Below are 19,855 nucleotides of genomic sequence, written 5' to 3'. Positions count from 1 at the left end.
AAGCTCGCTCGGCAAGTTCAGCAGTCCGTTCAGGCCTGCTGCAGCGTCCCGAGCGTTTCATTGCCCGTTCGCGGATCAATGCCGTGAGCCGAGAGACCATCCCGCAACGTGGCGAGGGCCCGGTATGCACGCGCCGAATTCAAGGCGAGATTGCACGCCTCCTCGACCGTAAAACGTTCCGCATGCACGAGCCCCGTAGACTTCCAGTACGAAGCCGCCTGCGCGGCGCCCTGTGCTCCCTTCTCCACTGCAACAGCCAGCGCCCGCAAACGCCCGATCCCAGCCACGCTGAGAAAGCTGTCCGGTATGTCGGTTTCCGCAATCACCTCCGCGGGCATTCCCTCCAGGCAGGGACTCGTGGCGATGCTCTTCCCGAGTATCTCGTGGACGGTCAGACCGCTGCTGGCGAACGGCAGAGTCAGTAGGTCAATGTACTCGGCGAGCTGAGAGCGGATTCGCCTGTATTCCTCGAGTTGCCGATCATAATCTCGGATCGCTGCCGGTCGCCGCATCTCGACGCGTGACCTGACCGAGCCAGTGACCTGCTCCCTCGTCGACCGTTCGGCCTGCAGCGGCAACAGGAATTCCCCAAGTCCCACCGCTTCGAGACGGGAGCGCACGACATTCAGCGCCGCAAGCTTCTCTGCTACGAAGAGGACCTTCTTGCCCTCGGCAAGGGCGGCAGCGATCGCATTCACGATCGTCTGCGATTTCCCGGTTCCGGGAGGCCCCTCGACGGCGAGGTTCTTTCCGTTGGCAATATCCACGAGGGTGCTGAACTGCGAGGAATCTGCGTCGAGAACGACACAAGGTACGCATCGCTCGATGTCCGGCTCGTCGACGTTGTATTCCTCCGCGAACGGCAGCGCCGATTCCGAGTTCATCCCTCCGAGCAGCGAGCGGACAATCTCGTTGTCCGGGAAGGGCGGATTTGACGGATCGATGTCGTGATACATTGCCATCCGGGCCGAAGGGAAAACGCCAATGGCAACCTGCCGGCGTACCCGCCAGACAATCTGCTTCGGGGCGATCTTGGCGACTGTGGCCAGATAGTCTTCGACAGAGGCACCCTCGAAGGGCGGCAGTTCGATACCGAACTCGATACGCATTTTTTCGGTCAGGACGGCATTTACTTCGGGCTCTTCGCCCGTCCCGGAAATTCGGAACTCGACGCCTTCCCGCGTTCGCTTCTTTTCGATCTGGGCGCCGCAGAGGATCAGAGGAGCGTACGACGTGTCCGTCTGGTTGGGCTCGGACCACTCCAGGAAGCCATAGGCCACTTGCAGCACGTTGATACCTGTTTCCTGAATCCACGTGCGGCATTTGGAAGTGACGTTATTAAGCTTGCGCTCCAAATCCTTTGGAAGCAGCAAGGTCTGGATATCATCGTCTGTATGGCGGTCGTGCTCCGACTCGTCCTCGGGATCAGGCAGCTCGTATGATGGGGTGATGCCGTTGTTGCGCGCATGTTGCGCCAGGTTGACATCGGCCTTTTGGGGCCGAGGCGGAAGACCGAGATCCACCCGGATACGATCCTTCAACGCGCGCTCGATCACCCGGGTATGATCGAGATAGTCGTCAGCGTCCCGCTCGATCGCATCGAGTTCGGCTAGATATGCCTCATCGGTGATGCGGGCGTTGGCGAGGGCGTCGCGAAACGTCTTGGTCTCTTCGTCCCGCGGATCGGCATCGATTTCCGGCAGAGGGACGAGACGCATCGTCTGTCCGTTGTTCAACTTGTAAAACAGAACTTCGGGGAGTTCGTCGACAGCACGGATGTGCGCGTTCGACCGGGGCGAGAGCTTGGTCGCCAGCAGAGGATTTCGGCGACTCAGGTCGAGCAGCTTGGGCCTAAGATTTTCAACCTTCTGTTTAACAAGCCCTAGTAGGTCTTCGTTTTTCATCGATTCCCGCTGTTCTTGTTGGCGTATCCATACGCATGGAATTTCGTCGCTTGACCACGAAATTATGAATCAAGACGCATGCGGAAAATCGAGCTTGTGATCCTTGGTAGCCGCCTCGCAGGCATTGCCCCCAGTTCTTCTCCCCCGCACGCCCCTGACCCGATCAGGTCGAACGAACGGCATTTTCACCCATTTCGTTCGTTCTGCAACCGTTCTTCTGCGGCTCGTCTTGCCGCGCACAGCTAAATCACACTCTTCGATTGTGTGGCAGACAGGGACATTCTGGTATCGAGACGAAGGCACCAATCGACGAGGGCGCTGCACGCGCCTTGCGCTGAACAGGTGGCCGGCGTGCGGCATGCCTACCGCCGCGGCACCTTCCTGCCAGACGCCCCATCCACGCAATTGAGAGAGTCGACCACCTTTCCGGGCTTAGCGGCGGTCACTCTGCAGCCCACATCGGCCACGGCTGGACGTCGGAAGGAGATCCCGATATCTGTCATCGGCAGTTTGAACGTCCGTACGTGTGTGCGGTGATCGGACCGGAATGAAGGTCATGCAGAGGCTCTCAATACGAATAACGATGTGAAGCCGCCAGCGCGCCCTCGGACGCGCCGTTCAACGCTACGTTTTTGAGAGATCGCTCCCATGACTTTCCGCTACACCGCAGACACCCATTTTTCGCATGCGCTGATGCTGTCCACGTCAGCCTGCGCCAGGCCTTTCTCAAGCACAGTGGAAATGGACGAATTCCTGGTCCGCGCCTGGAATGCCGTCGTTCGACCCGAGGACACGGTTTTTCATCTCGGCGATTTTTCGATGGGCCTTCACGACCGCGACCGCGTGCGCTCGATTTTCGCGAGGCTCATGGGCCGAAAGGTGCTCGTGTTGGGCAACCATGACTACGAGAGGCCGAACGTCGTTCACCCGGTCATCGCATCCTTGGACTGGGAGCAGCCGCCGGCCCAGCAGCTCGAGATCACGGATGGAGGGCAGCACGTCTTCCTGGCGCATTACGCCTGCCGGACATGGCCGAAGATCAAAAAGGGTGGCTGGCACCTTTATGGCCATTGTCACGGCGAGATGCCGAACTATTACCGCTCGCGCGACGTCGGCGTTGACTGCCGGGATACGGGTTTTGCGCCCCGCACCCTCAGGGAGTTGACGCAGCAAATGAAGGGATATGGTGTTCCGGAGGGGGCAGTATGATACCTTTGCTCGTCAGAGAGGAGCGTCCATGACGGAGAAGGACAACAAACCGACGGCCCCTACGGATGGCGAACAGGCCGGAAAGGCCTCGTACTGGCAGGCGCTCGTGGCCGAAGGCTTCGTTCCGGCGCGCAGGCCCAAGCGGATGATCGTCCGAGAGGGCCATCCTGAAGTTCCGCTAACCCGGCCGGACAAGCGGGTGAAAGAATAAGAACATCCCGGCGCCGAGCCGTGGCCTATCCACGGTTCTCAACTCGCCTTTCTCCCGGGATCGTCGATCAGCCTCAGCCGAGGCTGCTGCGCCATCAGGTCTCTGACTTCTTCGGCTGACAGCGTGTCCTGCGCAATCAGCGCCTCCGCGATCCGCTCGACCTCATGACGATGGCTCTCGACGATGCGCTTCGCCCGGGCGAATTGCTCGGCCAGCACCTTGTCGACGCGCGCGTGCAGGCAGCGGTCGAGCCGGAGGGCGCTGAACAGCTCATCTTCGTCCTCGGAAGCAAGGTAAGCGAAGCCCTCGCCGAGGCCGTACGAGGCCTCGAACGTCAGCGCCGAGCGGGTCGCGTCGTGAAGGTCAGAACCACGCGCGCCGCCTCCTCCCGCGGAGCGGTCGCCCAAGGTGACTTCCTCGGCCGCGAGTCCTCCCAGCCTGACGCAGATGTCGTCGAGCAGCTGCGACCGCGTGCGTTCCCGCATTGGCTTCTGCCGGAAGAACACGCCCCCGCCATCCTGAAGTCCGGCCACGTTCGGAACGATGGTGCTGGCGAGAGTAGCGGCGATGAGTTCCCCTGCATCCAAGACAAGGCCAACGACAGCGTGCCCCGCCTCATGGAGCGCCGACCTCCGGCGGACGTCCTCGGGGATCGCCACGCGAACGGGAAGCTCGGCCACCAGATCATCGAGGGTCAGGTCCCGCCGTGCCCGGCGTGCCCGGCGTCTGCCTTGGCGGACCAGCTGCTCGAGCGAGGCTCCGTTCCAGCCATCCGTTCTCGCCGCAATGGCTGACAGCTCCGCGCCGGGAAGCAAGCCCTGCAGGTGCCAGCGCAGGATTCCTTCTCGTCCCTTCTGGTCGGGGAGCGGAATGCGGACGTGCCTGTCGAGACGGCCGGCACGGACGAGCGCGGCATCCAGCCTTTCTGGATGGTTGCAGGCGCCAACCACAACTACGCCTTCCCGGCGCTCAGTCCCGTCGATGCATTCAAGCAGCGCCGCGACGACCTCGGTGGAATACTGCGCATTGTGGCCGCTGAACCGCTCTCGGTCGCCGACCGCGTCGATCTCGTCCAGAAAGATGATCGACGGCGCATTCTTGCGGGCCTCGTCGAAGGCGGCACGCATGGCCTTCAGAAGGTCGCCCAAATGCCCCCTAGCCTGCCAGCGGCCGATCGAGCCGAGGACGAGATGGACATCGCAGGTACGTGCCAGAGCGCCCGCGAACGTAGTCTTGCCCGTCCCGGGAGGTCCGCTGAGCAGGATGCCCCGATCAACGTCTTCCCAGCCGATCTTGCCTGCTTTCCAGTCCGCAAGATCGACCGCCAGTTCGCGCCCCCAGTCGCCAGCCTCGCCGAGACCGTGCAGATCGTCCAACGTCGGCCCGGAGAGATCCCTGAGCTTCGGCAGGAGGGCCTCCTTCATCAGCGCGATCGCCTTCGTCACAGGCCTGCCCCGTCGGAGGGCCGCAGCGACGATATCCAGCGGCACTGTGGCAATGAACTCGGCCTGTTCCGGCGTCACCGAGAGCCCGAGGCAAAGCTTCGCCCCGGCGATGACGTGGCGCGGCAGGACGGGACCGACCTGTCCGACCGCGTCGGCGGCGAGATGGAAGCTCTCAGGCACGCACGCGGAGTTCTCTGCCAGCAGGACAACGCGCCTCTGGACGGTGAGCGCTTTGGACAAGCCCTCGTCGTCCAGCTTTTTCCGATTGGCGGTCCTGGTCAGGACTTCGGTGCCGTCATGGCCGCCATGGAGAACAGACGGACCGTGCGCTGCATAACGGGCACCGCCTTCGTAGACATCGATGTCGGCCCCTTCGGGAAGCACGAGGCCGATGACGACGGGCTTCTGGCGCTTGAACTGCGGGACAGGACGGCATGCCCGCATGACCCCGCAGTAGGCGAGAAAGCGGGAAAAGGATTGGTGAAGCTTGTGGCGGAAGTTGCGTTCGTTTTCGCGCTTGGCGTCTTCCAGGTATTGGAATCGGGTCATAGCATGTCACCGAAGATAGGAGAGTGGCTGCCGCACCAGGTCGGCGAACCGGGTTCAGTCGCGGCAGCGCCGGACTTGGGTTTCGGGGCCGATCCGGGCCTCGTCGAGATCGATCTCCACGAAGCGATGCAGGATCAGCGACGACAGTCCGGCTATCGGCGGCGTCTCCCGAAAGGCAGGCATGCACTCAGCAACAGCCATGGAGCCTTGCTCTTCAAGGGCAGCAAGCAGACGGACGCGGTCGCCAAGCGGACATTGCCAACGGGCATAACGCAGGAGGTCCCTCGCGTTGGCCAATCTGGCCCCTGCCTTGATTTCGTGCGCGGCTACGCGTTCGTACGTGCAGTCATGGCGCAGGGCTTCGCCTTCAATCCAATGTGTCGACGGGTCCTCAACGGTTTCCACCGCATCGACGAGACACGCGCCCTCCCCTCGGACGACCAAGAAATCCGGAACATGGCCCACGTCGCCGGAACGCAGGACCAGCGGAAGGCATGACCACTCGCGCACCGTTGGATCGAGGTCCAAGAGGCATGCGAGATCGCGGGCGCGTTGGTTCCTGAACATGGGAGAGCCGGCGCATCGGACCGTCCCGCGGGGGCTGAAATGCCTGTTCCCGGCTGCGGCGCGCGCTGCGGCGAGCAAGCTGTCTAAATCTGTGAGGGTGAGCAAGGTGCGACTCCTGCGGACGCGTTCGAACTTCCCGCGACCAAGGCGGGGACGGAACGATCAGCGTATGAGGAGCGCAGCTGTTTCCATGACGGAGCGAACGAATAGTGAACGTATGGCGCGGCGTCAACCGATTTCGAAGCGACGGCCGTTCCGCCGCTGTCGGTCAGGGAGCGTCCTGCGCAAATCGCTCGCCTCGATAGGCTTCAAACATGGAATTGAAAGGGGTAACGCTTAATGGCAAAACCCCCGGCCGACGCGACGTCAGGCACGGGGGTTTCTTTAGCTTCACCTCAGCGCGTAACCTGTAAAGGTCATGGGCGGCTGGCACGCACACGAGGCGTGTCGGTCTGCCCTTGGAGCAGTTGCTTTACAGCGATACATCGAGCCTTGATGCTGTTAATGCAAAGGTATTGCGCGAGGGGGAGTGGAGCGGCGCGCTCAACCATCGACGCAAGGATGGAACCAGCCTGGTTGTGGAGGCCCGTTGCTCGCTCCTGCGAGACGACCAGGACAATCCGCGCTCCATTTTGGCCGTCAACACTGACATCACCCATCGCTTGGCCGTCGAGCAAGAGCTATGCTGGAATTTGGGTGACGAGGCTGATCAAGCGGCGCTGTGCGGCTTCAGTTCAATGAACTCGATTCCATCCTGGAACTTGGCACCTGCGATGAGTTTCGGCAACTGATTTTGTCCGTTCAGTCGTCGCCACGTCTTGGCGGCGGCCATGACCAGCTTGAAGACCATCAGCCTGGCGGTTTTCGACGACAGCGAGTCCTTGGTGCGCACCGTGCGGTGGCGGACGGTCGCAAAGACGCTCTCGATGGGATTGGTAACCGGTATGAGATTCTTGGTGCCGATGTCCGGCTACGCTTTTCTGATGCGCGGCGTATGGTGCGACCATCCGGGACAGAGGCACCGGGAGCACGAAGGTGCGGGCAGGCCGATGCACACGATGAGCTGCGAGCTCGTGTTAGTAGCTGGCCGCCTCTGCGACTCGCCCGGTTGCGCCGTGAGCGCGAATCCGTAGTTGTCGTGTCGCCCGCCGCTCCCCTCTGACTGATCGAGAGGAGACAGAGGAATGCGACGTGTAATCGGAATCGACACCCACCGCACCTTTGGCGAGGTGGTGATTTGGGAAGACGGTCGGCTGCGGCATGTGGGCCGGGTCGACATGACGCGAACGGCGCTGGAAGGCTTCGGCAGAACTCTTTTGGCCACCGATGAGGTGGTCATCGAGGCCACGGGCAACTGCATGGCGGTGTCGCGGGTGCTGGCGCTATTCGTGAAGCGGGTGGTGATCGCCAACCCGCTGCAGGTCAAAGCGATCGCGCACGCTCACGTGAAGACCGACAAGATCGACGCCGGCACGCTGGCCAGCTTGTACGCAGCCGGCTACCTGCCGGAGATCTGGACACCGGATGCCGCCACCGAGCGAATGCGCAGGCTGGTCGCGCGGCGCTACCAGGTCGTGCGGCATCGGACCCGGATCAAGAACGAGGTGCATTCGATCCTCTACGCCCATCTGATTCCGCGGTGCCCCCATGCCGACCTGTTCGGGCGCCTCGGTCGTGCCTGGCTCACCCGTCAGCCGGTGCCAGATGACGAGCGCGCCGCAATCCAACGCCATATCCGAGAACTGGACAGGCTGGGTGACGATCTCCGCGTGCTTGACCGGGAGATTGCCGAGAGCGCGCTCGACGATGCGGCGATCAAACGGCTGCTCACAATCACTGGCGTCAATCTCGCGGTGGCCGCCGGGCTAGTGGCGGCTGTCGGTGACATCGGCCGTTTTTCAGCCCGCAAAAGCTGGTGAGCTATTTCGGCCTGAACCCACGCGTGCGCCAGTCGGGTCGGTGCTGCCCATCACGGGCGGATCAGCAAGGTCGGACGCAGCCATGCCCGCGCGATGCTGGTGGAAGCCGCCTGGGCGGCCGCCAAGACGCCGGGACCGCTCCATGCGTTCTTTGTCCGCATCCGGGCCAGGCGCGGCCATCAGGTTGCCGCCGTCGCCGTGGCGCGCAAGCTGACGGTGCTCGTCTGGCATATGCTGACGAAGCAAGAGGACTACCTCTGGGCGCGATCCAGTCTGGTCGCCCACAAGATGCGCAGCATGGAGCTGCAGGCCGGCAAACCGCAGAAGAAAGGCAACCGCCGCGGTCCGACCTATGCTTACAATGTCAAGGAACTTCGGAACCAGGAGATGCGTGTCGCCGAGCAGGCGCAGAAGGGTTACGAACACTTCATCGAGGCTTGGCGCCCGCGCCCGCCAAAGGAAAGGGCGCGCGGGCGCCTCAGTCCGGCAAGGCTCGAATAAGGCGGCCCGGCGGCGCTTTCAGCCGATGCACCACGCTTCGCCACGAGGTCGCCCGCGCACGACGACAATAGCTGACTGCGTCGGGTATTTCCAGTTGCGCCAGCCCTCGGTGCACCTTGCACCCCCCGATCCGTCGGAGCATGCCGCCGTACTCGGGTCGGTCAAGACCCAAGCCTTGCGGTGGCCGCGTAAAACGCGGCCAGCCTTGACCGCCCCTGCGCGCGGCGGCTGTGAAATGGGGCGGTCGGGACGGAAGAACACCAGCGACGCGGTCGAACCAAAGAACATACTCGGGGAGGTGTTAGGGCTCGTCACAAAATAACGCTTGTCGATCTCATCCGAGGTGCGCAGGTGATCCCAGTGCTCGGCGGGGAAATCGTAGAACGCCAGCAAAGCAGCCTGGTCCTTCGTCACGCAGTCGACCGCCTTGGGGTATTTCGCGCCATATTTCTCGGCGAAGACGGCGACCGCCGTCTCGGCTGAGGCCCGGTTCGGGGCAGAAAAGATCTCGCGTAGGTCCGCTTTCATGCCGGCCTGCACCGAGTTCGGCACCTTGTTGAGAACGTTGGCGGTCTTGTGAACCTTATGCCGACATCGGCATAAGGTTCACTTTCTAAGGAATGCGCTCGACCATCTGCCGCGCAAGGCCGACGACGACTGCCTGCAGGAGCTACGCTGGATCTACGATCGCCGCGATCTCGCCGAGGCACGTGCCGATCTCGCCCAGTGGCTGGGCAAATGGCAGGGCAAGTACCCGAAGCTCACCGACTGGGTCGAGGAAACGATCGAGGAGACGCTGACCTTCTATCGGCCGCCGCGCCCGCACCACAAGCACATGAAGAGCACGAACATGCTGGAGCGAGGAGATCAGGCGCGGCACCTATGTCGTGCGCATCTTTCCAAAATACGGCGAGCTGCCTTCGCCTGGTGCGGGCGCTTGCCGTCGAGACGCACGAGAACTGGCTCGAGGCCAACCGCTACATCAACATGGAGGACCTGAAGGAACACAAGAAGATCATGCTCAAAGCAGCCGCATGACCAGCATCATGGCCGCCCATTTTACAGAACTTGACGCACACAACCGCACACAAGCGATCCCCGCAACAGTTAGAGCGGGAAACAAAAAGCGGCGCGATGGGCGCGCTGCTGTCCTTCTCCTGGTTTTTGTAGCAGTAGAGCTGTGGTGGCTACATGGGATGCAGGCCGGCGTAGCTTGGCCCGTGCAGGCCCAGCAACAACAGGCGGAGTATCCACCACCGAACGTTCCGCGAAAGCCTGATAGGAACAGGAACACTGCGAGGAATTGGCAGTGGCAAGAGATTTCCCGCCCGCAGCTTGGCAAGGCCTACGCGCGTCCGGCTGGTTCGTTCGGAAGTTCTGACGCGACACAAATTGCTGCAGAACGGCCGGACAAATCAGGGGCGCCGCAGGGTTGGACAACTTCATCGCACGATGCGTTGCTGCCCCAACTCAAGGACAATAAAAAAGTACCGACTGCTCGCCAGCTTAATCCGACAGCAGCGGAATGGCGCGAGCCACGGGGTGGAATTCGGCACTCATTTCGGAGGTCGAAGACGGCACATATGGTATTGATCTAATTGAACTTCTTGAATTGTCAGAGGTCATCCAGCTTGACATCAACGCCGCGCTCGATCTGATGCACCACATGGGCGATCAATAGGTAACAGTCACCGTGATCGTGTCACCATAGACTCCCGGTATCGGGGACATTTGCGCAGGAATACGTCCATAGATGGTGAAGGATTGCGCCTGCCCAGACCCGGTACCGGACTGCGTGCCATTTGAAACGGTCTCGTCCCCCCAAGGCTGGCTCCGGGCAGAGTCCTTGTAGAGCCCGTAGGTTATGGTGGCGGCGCCGTCGGCCAACAGCCGCGCTGTCGGCTGGGCGTTTGCCAGGCCCCCGTTGAGACCGACCGTGTAACTCGCTCCCGACGTACACGTCACGGCAAGATCGCCGGTGGTGTCAACGGCAGTGTCGAGAATTCCAATGGTGCCGAAGCTCACGCCGGTGGCCGAAACAGAGCAGCTAGTCTGAGCCACGCTTTCTCCAGCGGCGGCTGAAGCCAGAATCAGAAAAAGCCAGAAAAGTATGTTTCTCACGTAGCCTCCTCCATTGACATGCAGATGACATCTGCGATGCGGGTCTGCTCACCCGGCCGCCGTTCATAGGCGAACGTCGCGTGGCATACACCACCATCGGGTTTTGTGATTGTCACGCGGTTTTCGCCAGCCAGGTTCTGGAGATAGCCTTCTCCGTCATAGCCGATCACGACCTCCTCGCCCGCAGCTTCGGTACGCAGGACTGATCCGACCGCCAGCGGGTCTCCACTCTCGTCGCGGAAGCTGACCAGTGCAGCTGGTGTCGTCGTGGAAATGCCGAAATCCACCACCACAGCGGCCCGCTCCGCCGGCACAGCGACATGGGAGGTGGCGGCAATCTGGGCATCTACCGGAAGGCTTTTGGGATCAATAGAAATGCTGTTCGGCTCAAAGGATCGTAAATTTGGAATTATGAAGCGGCCCTGTTGACCAGTCTTGCCCGCCAGCCGGTTCTCATAAAGTACGTCGACACCGGGCGCACCCGCATCAACAACTGCGAAGGCATCATCGATGCGATTTGTGACAAAAATCCCGCCACCCGCAACCGCAATGGCGCCTTCCAGCTCCGCTGAAGCGCGCACACCATTCTCTCCCTTGTCAACCTCAGCCTTGATGCGTCCGACGGAAGAGCGGTAGCTCGCTGCAGCCGCTGCTCTCAAATTGTCGCTCTTCGAGGCCCTGAGGCGCCAGCCGACGCTGCCGGGCTCCAGCGATCCTGTCTTCGCGATCTCTGCATAGCCCACATAGCCGTCTGCCTCCCTGGTTGCTCCCGAAGACGCCATCATTCCCCCGCCGAGAGGCATCGAAAAGCCGATGAAGGCACCGAAGCGATCGTCACTCTCGAGATCGGCAAAGGCGCTGGCATGGACAGAGGCGCCGCCGGGCAGTGGCCGGCCGAGGGAGAAGCTCCCTATGCGCCGGCTTTCTCCTTCGGCGTCAGTCAGTTCAGTATAGCTGAAGCGCAGCGATGTTGGGTCGAACTTCAAAGGAATGCTAATGGCAACCTGTTTCACATCCTTGGGCGGCCGTGGATCCAGGCTGCTATCCTCGCTCTCCTCCATGAGGGCCGTTACAGAAGCGATGTCCTGATAATCTCCGAATGTACGTTGAACGCGGCCGAACAGCGAAAAGTGACGGAAATCCAATTCTACAGATGCGCTCGCCTGTGCCCCGACCGCGCCCTCGGCGTGGCTGGCTGCCAAGGCGGCAGATGCAACGCCCCAGCTGTCCAAACCCACACTGGCGCCAGCGCCGCCATTGACGAGGGCCTCGCCACCTTCGAGGTGGGCTTCCGCAGTCAACCAGTCGAGAAGTCCATAACGCAAGCTGAAGGAGCCAAATGGGGAATCGTAATAATCGAAGGACTCTGTTCCATAGGACCGGCGCGGATAGCCGGCTTCTCCCGAAAAATCGAGGAGGCCAGGGCGCAGCAGATCCGAGGAGACGTAAAACTGAACCTCTTCGGTTCTTTCGCGACCCTCTGCATCGCGCACCACAATCTGGGCCGTGCCGGGACCGGTGACGATCGGAATGTCCGTCACCGTAAACGGCCCAGCCTTCACTTCCTCCGAATAGGTTTTTATGTTGTGGGTGTAGATTTCCAAAGTCGACGGTACCGCAGCGCTGCCCGAGAAGGTCGGGAGTGGCAGCGTAACCAGGTCGGACCTAAGGCCGAAATTGCGCTGAACCTGCGCGCCAGCTAACCGAACCGGCCGTGTCCAACCCAGCCCTCCCGAAACCATATCGCCGACGCGGTAGGTAACGAGCCGCTTCGGATCGGAATAGGACCATGTCGTATCCAGCCGGGTAGATCCATACGCTGAATCAGGTGCGAGCCGCCCTATAAAGGAATTGGAGAGCACGCCGAGCGGGCTAACGAGGCGAGCATCGAATGAACCTGAAAACCCCTTGAACGCGTCGGCATCTGTCGTGGGGTCAAGGTCAGTACCCGCGGCGGCAAACAGCGAGTAATTCAGAACACCGCCCCATCGGGCCTCTATGGGCGGATGGTCCTCCTCTTCCCCGCTCTGCGAGTTCGCGCTCAGAACCTTGGCGGCGCGCGCCGAATCTTCGACGGCGAAGCGGATCGTTTGCGCCATTTCGTCATATTCGAAACTCGTGCTGGCGAGGTCGTCGAGCGAAACCAGTCCGTCGGCGCCCACTGCCTGCAGGCCGGGGGCAATGCCGATCTCCCTCAGTTCCTCCGGAGTCGCGGCGAACGTGCCATCCGCGTATTGCCGGAAGGAGCCAATCAGATCGGCGGGCTCGCCGTTGATAAACACCTCCAGGTACAGATCGCGATCCGCCGCAACGGCTGACGCTTCCGCCGAATCGGCATTGCCAGATTCCTGCGCTCCGGCCGGCTGCAGAAGCAAGATTGCGGACAGAATGACGATCGCACGGCTAGCGTACAGCTGCCTTGGCATCGACTTGGCCGAGATCGCTTGTAGCCTCTAGCGTCACCGTTCGGGCAGTGCGACCGAAATCGAAGGACCAAGTCTTGACTGATCCTGCCAGAACGTAGCCGACCAGCCCCTTGCCCAGCACGGAGGGCTTTCCGGAACCGCTTTTGAGCAAGAGATCGGAGAGCCGAATCCGACGCTCACCGGAATTGCTAACCGTCACCTCCAGCTTTCCGCCGTTTCGCCGAACGTTCCAGGAAAGCGCTGGCGGAGCTTGATCCTGCGGCGAAAAGAATACCGGGATCGAGTAGCGCATCACCAGCGAGACCGACGCAGTGCCCCGCTGGCTCGGATCGGGTAGCTGATCAATCAACACGCGATAGCTCTCTTCCTTCGACACCGGCCGTTTCGAGACGCGCGCGATGCGCACGAGCATTTTGCTTTTTCCCTTCAGCACCGTGGCGGGCGGGCTCGCCACGACGTCCGATGTCGGCTCGAGCCGTTCCACGCCGTTGACTTGGCTCCAGCGAAAGACGCGGATCTGCACATTGACGGGGCGCTTTTCCTCATTGTTCAGAGAGAGGGTGGCCGCAGCACTCGGTGCGACCAGTTCCAGACCCACAGGAGCAACGCGGAGCGAAGCGGCTTCGGCGGCGGACCAAGCCGCCGCCGTCACCGCAAAAATGGTCGCGATAATCAGACGCATTTCTGTTGACCTAGTATGTGACCGTTACTGTGATCGTGTCCGAGTACGTGTCCGGCTTCGGAGCCGTTTGCACCGGAATGCGCCCGTAGACGGTAAAGGTCTGGGAAGAACCCGTACCCGTGCTGGCAACGGTATCGGTCGCGACGGTGTTGCCCCAATTGGTCGTGCGGCCTGTATCGCTGTAGAGCGAGAAGGACAGCGTAGCCGGTGAGGCGCCCGCCCCGGTCATCTTTCTGGTGGTCACCGTCGCGCCAGTTGCTGTACCCGCGCCGAGGCCGATGTTGAAGGGCGTCGTGTTGGTGCATTTCACATCAATCGTGCTCGTCTGATCGACATTGGCCGCTAGCGCACCGACGGTCCCGAAGGCGAGCGCGGAAGCGGAGTTGATTACGCACGTGGCCGCGACCGTTGCCGAAACGCCGAAAGTGGTCGTTGTCGTTGCGGCGAACGCCGTTTGTGACATCAAAGCCGCCGCAAACGCAGCGGCGATCAAGCAAAGTTTTCTCATTGTCTGGCCCTCTCTACGCCGGGATAGACCGGCGGCATCTTCATCTGCTGGTCATTGGATGGAATACCCATGACACTGGCAGTGTTGAGGGGCCGGCTTAACTGCCGGTTATCGCAAAGTAAAAAAGGTTAACGGCGAACAAGACCAGATGCATGACCCCGCACACAGCTGTCACTATGCTTAGCGATGTCGCTGTCGTTCTGGTACTGAAAAGGGCCGTGGACAGGCGCGCCGAGCGGCGCGGCGTCAGGGGCTGCCCCTTTGACGACTTCTCCTGCTTCGGACGTTCGGGATCTTGACCTCGCGACCATCCATCTGGCCTTGACCAGCTCGGCCAGCGCCTCGTCATCGGTCATCGAATCCGCGGATCGAACGCGCCGGCTTTCGTGCCTATGATGTGGCGGGCAAGGTCAAGATTACGGACAGGCCGGATCAGCCACAGAAGCTGAAGATTGACATGGAATTCACCGACAGACTGTGAGCCACCTTTCAACAAGCCATCCGGGCCGGACCTTGGCTTTCTCAGACTTTATGGCGACGTAGTGGGTTCGCTAAAAGCGAAGGCCCTGTTCTTCAATCTCGAAAAGCGAGTTGCGCTTCTTTCCGAGCCTCAATTTCTACCGCATTACGACGCAATCATTGGAGTTGTTGCCGAGAGAATGCGCACGCTGCCGGATGTGGTAGCGGATACTACTTTGCTTGAGATACAGGCGCTCTTTGCCTCTGGCGTGGCTCGCGAGCGTAGAGCCGATCGAGGTGATTTGCTTGAGTTTGATGCCTTTCTGCCTCCTGAAAAGCGGCCAAACAGCTACCAAGTCACAAGCGGCGGCGGATTGTGGAGGCGGTATCTCGACCCGGACGAGCAGCAAATACGTGACAGAGCGCTAATTGGCGTCCCTTTTTCGAGTCAGAAGTTGATGGCCGCATGGTTCTCACCTGTCATGGGCCAAAATCGATCTACGGCGACATAACCGAGCAAATCCGCGCCAAGGGGTCCCGCTGACGATCTGTCTACCGTATATCTGATGCCCCTTTAATGTTCAGAGGCCAATATTTAACCTGCCACAGGGTTCTGCATCCGCTCTAAAACTTGGCCGTTTTCGCCGCCTCGGTCCGATCAGGCCTTCTTGCAAGAAATCGCGGCGCGGCGCAGGTTTGAAGAATGCGGACTCGCTGCACTGAGGCACGAAGCTGCGACTATCGGTTCTCCTGCGGTGTTGTCCTCGAAAGTCCGCAGGAAAACGGCGAGGGCGGCGTGCAGCCGCCGCCCTCGCTTGAGGGGATAACAGGAGGCTCGCACGCACAATGAGCGCAAAAAAGGAAGGCCTGCCGATCTGGACGGTCTATGACCATCCGAAGGATTTTCCGGACAGCTTTGTCGCGCGGCTGTACGTAGGCCAAACCCCGACCGCCACCTTCATGTCATGTCCGGACCTCGACATGCTGCGCGGCCAGCTTGCCGAAATGGGGCTTGTGCCACTCGCCCGCAGCGAGGGCGACGATCCGGTCATCGTGGAGGTCTGGCTGTGAAAAAGAAATACATACTCGACGAAGATCGCTATATCGACATTGGTGAGCGCGCATATCAGCGGTCTCGACCAAATGACGTTGGCGGGTATTCCGTCAGTGAAGATTGCCTTCGACCCGAAGCCATACCGGATCGAAGGCGGAAAGATCGTTCGGGAGACGAAGCAATGAGCCGCCCCTGGGACCACTATCGCGATCCCGAACACGATCTCATGGCCCGCCTTGAAAACGTCTACCGCTCCCAGCAGCGCTGCTTGCGCCTGACCGTGGTCGCCTTGATCGCCAATCTGGTCGCCCTCGCTGCGGCCACCAGCGTCGCGCTCCGCACCCTGGCTGTTGGCTGAAATCCGGAAAAAAAGACCATCCCAGCCCGAGGCAAAAGTTAGTCATGAAGCCTGAAATCAAGGAAGAAGTCCCGTGGTCGGACGGCCTCACGGTTTACGACAAAGAACATTTCACGACCTATATGCAGCTGCTCGATGCTTGCGCCGACAACGCCACTGAAGAGGAAATGGCCCATCTTGTCCTTGGCATCGACCCGGCACGCGAACCGGAGCGCGCCCGGAAGGCTGTTCGCAGTCATCTCGACCGTGCGAACTGGATGGTAACGACTGGCTACAAGGAATTGTTCGCCAGCTGACAATCGCGCCTGAAATCCGGACAAAAAAGACCCTCCCGCCCCGAAGGCCAGGAGGGAACGGTATTGGTTGCGGGAAATGGACTCGAACCACCGACTCTCCAGCTTATGAGACTGGCGAGCTACCAGGCTGCTCTACCCACGCCAAGCCACGAGGGCGGTGAGCTACGTCTGCCCCTACTGCGCCGCCGAAAGCTGGAATCCGAACGATCTCGTTATTGCGGCCGCTGCCATCAGTTTGCAGATCAGTCAGGACGAAGGGCGCCCTGGTTAAAGGCGCCCTTCGCTTCGGCGACACGCTTCGCCCCCGGGAGGTCACACCGGATCAAGCATTTCTCACGAGCCGCCAAAAGCCACTTCTTTTTGTATCTGCGCTCAGCCAATCCTGGCTGAGCGGCGAATCCAGCGGACGCAATCACATGCCGCGGCCGCTGGGATGCAGCTTTTCATTCCGCTAGAAATTGCGCTGGAAGCGGAGGAAGCCTCCGATCTCGTCGCTGTCATCGTCATCGTCGTCGAGGTTGTCGACATACGAGATTTCAGGCGTAATCACGAGGCCCGGAACGAGCGTGTAGTTCACGTTCGCAAGGGCAGCGAAGGTTTCATCTTCGTCATAGGAAATCTGGACGTTGATCTTGGCCTGTTCCGAAACGGTGAAGGTACCACCGCCCCAGACAGCATAGTCGCCCGACCAGCTGCCGTAGTAGTTCGGACGGTCTAGGCCCGCGACGCCGAGGAAGTCGTCATCCGCGCCCGACTTGTAGCCGCCCATGATGAAGAGAGCGAGCTGCTCGGTCGCCTTCACGTCGAGGCGAACCTTGCCGGCCCATTCTTCCCAGTTGGCGTCGTAACCAGCAACGGCCGAGATGCCGCCCCAGCCCTGCGTCCAGGCAACACCGCCGACAACGTGCGGGACATAGCTGTCAAGCGTGAACTCGTTGGCGAGGCCGGAAGCGCCAGACGAACCGTCGCCTTCTTCAAGAGCGATCGCGGCCGAAAAGCCGCTGCCGCCGGTGAAGGTGTAGGCGATCTGATGCGTGCCGAATGGGCCATAGCTGACAAAATCGTCGTAGAGGACGCCGCCGGCATAGCCGGTGAAGGTCGAGAACAGCGAGTCGGTCTTGCCGATGCGGAAGCCCCCGAGTTCGATATAAGCATGCGGTATGCCGACAGCGTCGGATGCATCGGTGATGCCGCCCGGAGCGCTCGTCGTGTACTGGAAGTCGATCGCAGCGTAGGTTCGCAGCGTGCCGAGCTCGGTTTCCGAACGGCTGTCGACGCGCAGCTCGAAGCGGGCGCGCTTGTAGTAGGTGTCGTTGGTGTCAACGACACCGTCCGACAGGTCTTCCTTGTCGGAGACGTCCTGGTGGCCGACGAGGCCGACGCCGATATCGTAGCGGAGATAGCCGCCAACGCGCAGGCAGGTCTCGGTGCCGGGAATGTAGAAGAAGCCCGTGCCGTACACGTCGCAGACGCGCACATATTCCATTGGCTCCGGTTCAGCGATCACGACCGCATCGGCCGCGCGTGCGCCGGAAACTGCGACGAGAGCCGCAGCTGAGCCGAGAAGAAGGCTCTTGATGTTCATTCTTGATCTCCATTCAAAAGATTAAAAAAATGGGAAGATGTCAAAGGACAAACCCCCTCCCCCTGTCCCCACGATCGAAAAGATGCGCGTCGCGCTCCCCTTCACAGCCGGACGTTATCAGGCATAATGACTTACTCAAGAACAAAGCCGACTTAGATTAGCCATATTTAATATAGCAGTTGCAGTTATGTCACAACGTCCTAGTATTCGTTGTACAAACTGTACAAACTATACAAATAGGCTAAACAAACTGCACAATTGGTACATTGCTTATAGCGCCTGCAACCTGAGCTAGGATCACAACTCAACATGCTTCATGGCTGGTCGACGTGGGCAATGAGTGCCGGCGCACCGATCCGTCAGCTGGGCGCTATTAGAGAAAAGGCTCGTGCGGCCGATGCGACTTCTTCAGTCAAATCTTTTCTGAGCATTTCGATGGGTACGCGACTATTGAGAAGAGGCGACGGGCGGATCAACCACATCCACGCTAGTCTGGGATTGGAAATTGAGGCGAGCACCTGCCGGATTCCCGGCGTAGGCCTGCCATCGATGAACTGAGCTAGGGGGAACACATGCTTGCGGGCGCCTTTTCGCAACGCAATCACATCGTTGTGCCGCTGCCACCAATGCAATGTGGAGCGCGGTATCCCAAAGTGCTTTTCCAGATGTGTTGGTCCTGCAATCTGACCCGCCCAGTCTTCAATTCGCATGCCATCTCTTTGATGATTTTGCGCCTCTGGAACCACAGAGCCAGGCGCGTCCGCGGCTTGAACCGTGGACGAAGCCGCCTCCCGGGCATTAACATCCAGGCGTCGCGCTGCTTCGGCCGCGAACCTGTGGACGAATTCGAAAGCCAAGGCGGTTAATTCGTCAGCAGGAGGAAGTGGACGAGTAACAGCAGTTTCTTTAGCTTCAATGCAGGACGAGATTGAACTCCGTTCCCTTGCCGCCTTATTGTAGTGAACCAGAACGCGCTGAAGCTCCTTCAAAACCGAGCTTGAAAGCTCGGCCGGGATTTCGTTTCCAAGATCACTTGATCCAGTCATGTTTGGCTTCCCGACGGCGTGCGCGTCTGCGTGCTGCTGAACGAGGTTTGAAATATTTGAGTTTTAGGTATTATTGATCCTAGGGTGGCAATCGACTCCGTACTCGCAGGCTTAGCGAACTAGGATTCCTGCCTGGTCGACATCTGTAGCCTCGCAGGCGGCGACACTGCGCTACCGAGCTTTTCAGGGTCTCCGGCATTTGACGTCTTGCGCAGGGCGAGCCGCTCCTCCCGCGATGACCATTCCTGACGCAGCCACGGCTGCGCCCGCTACGATTGCACGGTCCCCAGGCGGAAAAGTTCAATCCGACGCTGGACGTGCAATGGACGCTTCAAAAGAGCGGTCCGGACTGACCCCTGCAGCGCAACACGCCGATGGATCCACGGTATCGCCTCTTCCAGATCGCGTGCGACAGTGCGCTGCCGTTTTGGGCCGTCGTCGCCCCGCAGCTAGCTAGCGGCGTCAAATTCCACGGGCGTCACTTCGTCCGCCCTCACGAGAGAGGCCAAACCAGTGGCACCGTACTCTACGTATTCACTCAGCCTCATTTGGGGCTATCCGTTCCTTGTCTAGGGCCGGCGACAAGCATGGCGGCACGAATAACTGCGATCACGACTGGACATCGACAGTTAGGTCCACGTGGAAACATTGTCGCCGCGGCAACGGCACCGCAGTGCAAAATCACGATCTCTCGGACGAGGTCTACAATCAATCTCGATCTTTCGGTGTGCTGCACCACGACTATCGAATCTTTTTGTTTCTCGTCGTCGGGAGCACAGGTATCTAGCAGTGTCCTCGTAACGCACCAAAGTAAAAAAAGGTAAAAAATTCTTTGTGAACAGCGTATTCCTCATGTTGCATGGTTTGGTCGACAAAGACTGTTATCATTTTTACCCTTTTTAACTCGCATCACGCCGTGTCGATCTCTTAACATGCCTGAACTATGGATGGAAATAGCGTCCAGAAGGTCACCATCTGACGTGCTCCTTTCGGGCTTTTGAACCGTCTCAGCCTT

At 60.3% G+C, this 19,855-nt stretch carries 17 protein-coding genes, 1 tRNA gene and 4 pseudogenes; 10 read left to right on the top strand and 12 right to left on the bottom strand.

All coding sequences use genetic code 11. The features are described from left to right. Positions 1-29 precede the first annotated feature (29 nt). Entirely contained in the window at positions 30-1,904 is a 1,875-nt protein-coding gene (locus G6N73_RS26145) for a DUF4011 domain-containing protein (protein ID WP_165032900.1), read from the bottom strand. A gap of 648 nt (positions 1,905-2,552) precedes the next feature. On the opposite strand from G6N73_RS26145, the gene G6N73_RS26140 reads away from it, so the two are divergent. Then, positions 2,553-3,113, top strand: coding sequence for a metallophosphoesterase (locus G6N73_RS26140; protein WP_165032899.1), 561 nt, complete (start codon positions 2,553-2,555; stop codon positions 3,111-3,113). A 28-nt stretch (positions 3,114-3,141) separates the two neighbouring features. Beyond that, positions 3,142-3,324: a hypothetical protein gene (locus G6N73_RS26135; protein WP_165032898.1), complete on the top strand. Its 183-nt coding sequence runs from the start codon at positions 3,142-3,144 to the stop codon at positions 3,322-3,324. Between the two features lie 38 nt (positions 3,325-3,362). Here the strand turns inward: G6N73_RS26135 and G6N73_RS26130 are convergent, their stop codons facing one another. Together G6N73_RS26130 and G6N73_RS26125 are read right to left on the bottom strand one after the other, a co-directional pair. Then, positions 3,363-5,318 (bottom strand): AAA family ATPase, encoded by a 1,956-nt coding sequence (locus G6N73_RS26130; RefSeq protein ID WP_165032897.1) that lies wholly within the window; start codon positions 5,316-5,318, stop codon positions 3,363-3,365. Between the two features lie 54 nt (positions 5,319-5,372). Beyond that, a complete protein-coding gene (locus tag G6N73_RS26125; protein WP_246252591.1) occupies positions 5,373-5,885 on the bottom strand; it encodes a hypothetical protein in 513 nt (170 codons plus the stop codon). A 458-nt stretch (positions 5,886-6,343) separates the two neighbouring features. On the opposite strand from G6N73_RS26125, the gene G6N73_RS26120 reads away from it, so the two are divergent. After that, on the top strand, positions 6,344-6,676 hold the full coding sequence (locus tag G6N73_RS26120) for a PAS domain S-box protein (RefSeq protein WP_165032895.1): 333 nt from the start codon (positions 6,344-6,346) through the stop codon (positions 6,674-6,676). On the opposite strand, the pseudogene G6N73_RS26115 reads toward G6N73_RS26120, so the two are convergent. Then, positions 6,595-6,822 (bottom strand): annotated as a pseudogene (locus G6N73_RS26115) (IS256 family transposase); the annotation flags it as partial. The gene G6N73_RS26120 and the pseudogene G6N73_RS26115 overlap by 82 nt on opposite strands. Before the next feature lie 265 nt (positions 6,823-7,087). Between G6N73_RS26115 and G6N73_RS26110 the strand changes: the two are divergent. Beyond that, a pseudogene (locus tag G6N73_RS26110) lies at positions 7,088-8,305 on the top strand (IS110 family RNA-guided transposase). 335 nt (positions 8,306-8,640) lie between these two features. Here G6N73_RS26110 and G6N73_RS26105 read toward each other — a convergent pair. Beyond that, positions 8,641-8,887 (bottom strand): annotated as a pseudogene (locus G6N73_RS26105) (transposase); the annotation flags it as partial. Between the two features lie 22 nt (positions 8,888-8,909). On the opposite strand from G6N73_RS26105, the pseudogene G6N73_RS26100 reads away from it, so the two are divergent. Then, positions 8,910-9,343 (top strand): annotated as a pseudogene (locus G6N73_RS26100) (transposase); the annotation flags it as partial. 487 nt (positions 9,344-9,830) lie between these two features. Next, positions 9,831-9,986, top strand: coding sequence for a hypothetical protein (locus G6N73_RS26095; RefSeq protein WP_165032894.1), 156 nt, complete (start codon positions 9,831-9,833; stop codon positions 9,984-9,986). Here G6N73_RS26095 and G6N73_RS26090 read toward each other — a convergent pair. Genes G6N73_RS26090 through G6N73_RS26075 form a run of 4 tightly spaced genes read right to left on the bottom strand, consistent with a single transcriptional unit; the run spans position 9,980 to position 14,042 of the window. After that, positions 9,980-10,366 carry a spore coat protein U domain-containing protein gene (locus G6N73_RS26090; RefSeq protein WP_165032893.1) on the bottom strand — a complete coding sequence of 129 codons (387 nt, stop codon included), beginning with the start codon at positions 10,364-10,366 and terminating at the stop codon, positions 9,980-9,982. The genes G6N73_RS26095 and G6N73_RS26090 overlap by 7 nt on opposite strands. A 56-nt stretch (positions 10,367-10,422) precedes the next feature. Then, a complete protein-coding gene (locus G6N73_RS26085) occupies positions 10,423-12,852 on the bottom strand; it encodes a fimbria/pilus outer membrane usher protein (RefSeq protein WP_165032892.1) in 2,430 nt (809 codons plus the stop codon). Further along, positions 12,830-13,534 carry a fimbrial biogenesis chaperone gene (locus G6N73_RS26080; protein WP_165032891.1) on the bottom strand — a complete coding sequence of 235 codons (705 nt, stop codon included), beginning with the start codon at positions 13,532-13,534 and terminating at the stop codon, positions 12,830-12,832. The genes G6N73_RS26085 and G6N73_RS26080 overlap by 23 nt, the downstream gene beginning before the upstream one ends. A 10-nt stretch (positions 13,535-13,544) precedes the next feature. Then, positions 13,545-14,042 carry a Csu type fimbrial protein gene (locus G6N73_RS26075; RefSeq protein WP_165032890.1) on the bottom strand — a complete coding sequence of 166 codons (498 nt, stop codon included), beginning with the start codon at positions 14,040-14,042 and terminating at the stop codon, positions 13,545-13,547. Positions 14,043-14,494: 452 nt separating this feature from the next. On the opposite strand from G6N73_RS26075, the gene G6N73_RS26070 reads away from it, so the two are divergent. The 4 genes from G6N73_RS26070 (at position 14,495) to G6N73_RS26055 (ending at position 16,209) form a co-directional block, all read left to right on the top strand. After that, a complete protein-coding gene (locus tag G6N73_RS26070; RefSeq protein ID WP_165032889.1) occupies positions 14,495-15,013 on the top strand; it encodes a hypothetical protein in 519 nt (172 codons plus the stop codon). A gap of 334 nt (positions 15,014-15,347) precedes the next feature. Continuing rightward, the gene (locus tag G6N73_RS26065) at positions 15,348-15,572 is read left to right on the top strand and encodes a hypothetical protein (protein ID WP_165032888.1); all 225 of its coding nucleotides are present in this window, start codon (positions 15,348-15,350) and stop codon (positions 15,570-15,572) included. Then, positions 15,569-15,913, top strand: a complete 345-nt coding sequence (locus G6N73_RS26060; protein ID WP_165032887.1) for a hypothetical protein — start codon at positions 15,569-15,571, stop codon at positions 15,911-15,913. The genes G6N73_RS26065 and G6N73_RS26060 overlap by 4 nt, the downstream gene beginning before the upstream one ends. A gap of 44 nt (positions 15,914-15,957) precedes the next feature. Next, on the top strand, positions 15,958-16,209 hold the full coding sequence (locus G6N73_RS26055) for a DNA -binding domain-containing protein (RefSeq protein ID WP_165032886.1): 252 nt from the start codon (positions 15,958-15,960) through the stop codon (positions 16,207-16,209). A 68-nt stretch (positions 16,210-16,277) separates the two neighbouring features. Here G6N73_RS26055 and G6N73_RS26050 read toward each other — a convergent pair. From G6N73_RS26050 to G6N73_RS26040, 3 genes are all read right to left on the bottom strand, one after another. After that, a tRNA-Met gene (locus tag G6N73_RS26050) sits at positions 16,278-16,351 on the bottom strand. Between the two features lie 309 nt (positions 16,352-16,660). Continuing rightward, positions 16,661-17,794, bottom strand: a complete 1,134-nt coding sequence (locus G6N73_RS26045) for a porin (protein ID WP_165032885.1) — start codon at positions 17,792-17,794, stop codon at positions 16,661-16,663. A 359-nt stretch (positions 17,795-18,153) separates the two neighbouring features. Beyond that, the gene (locus tag G6N73_RS26040; RefSeq protein WP_165032884.1) at positions 18,154-18,840 is read right to left on the bottom strand and encodes an antitoxin Xre/MbcA/ParS-like domain-containing protein; all 687 of its coding nucleotides are present in this window, start codon (positions 18,838-18,840) and stop codon (positions 18,154-18,156) included. Positions 18,841-19,855 lie beyond the last annotated feature (1,015 nt).

Origin of the sequence: Allomesorhizobium camelthorni (genome assembly GCF_011045125.1) — a bacterium.
Taxonomy (GTDB): domain Bacteria; phylum Pseudomonadota; class Alphaproteobacteria; order Rhizobiales; family Rhizobiaceae; genus Allomesorhizobium; species Allomesorhizobium camelthorni.
The sequence above is the reverse complement of the archived record's forward strand: the minus strand, read 5'-3'. Positions and strand labels throughout refer to the sequence as shown.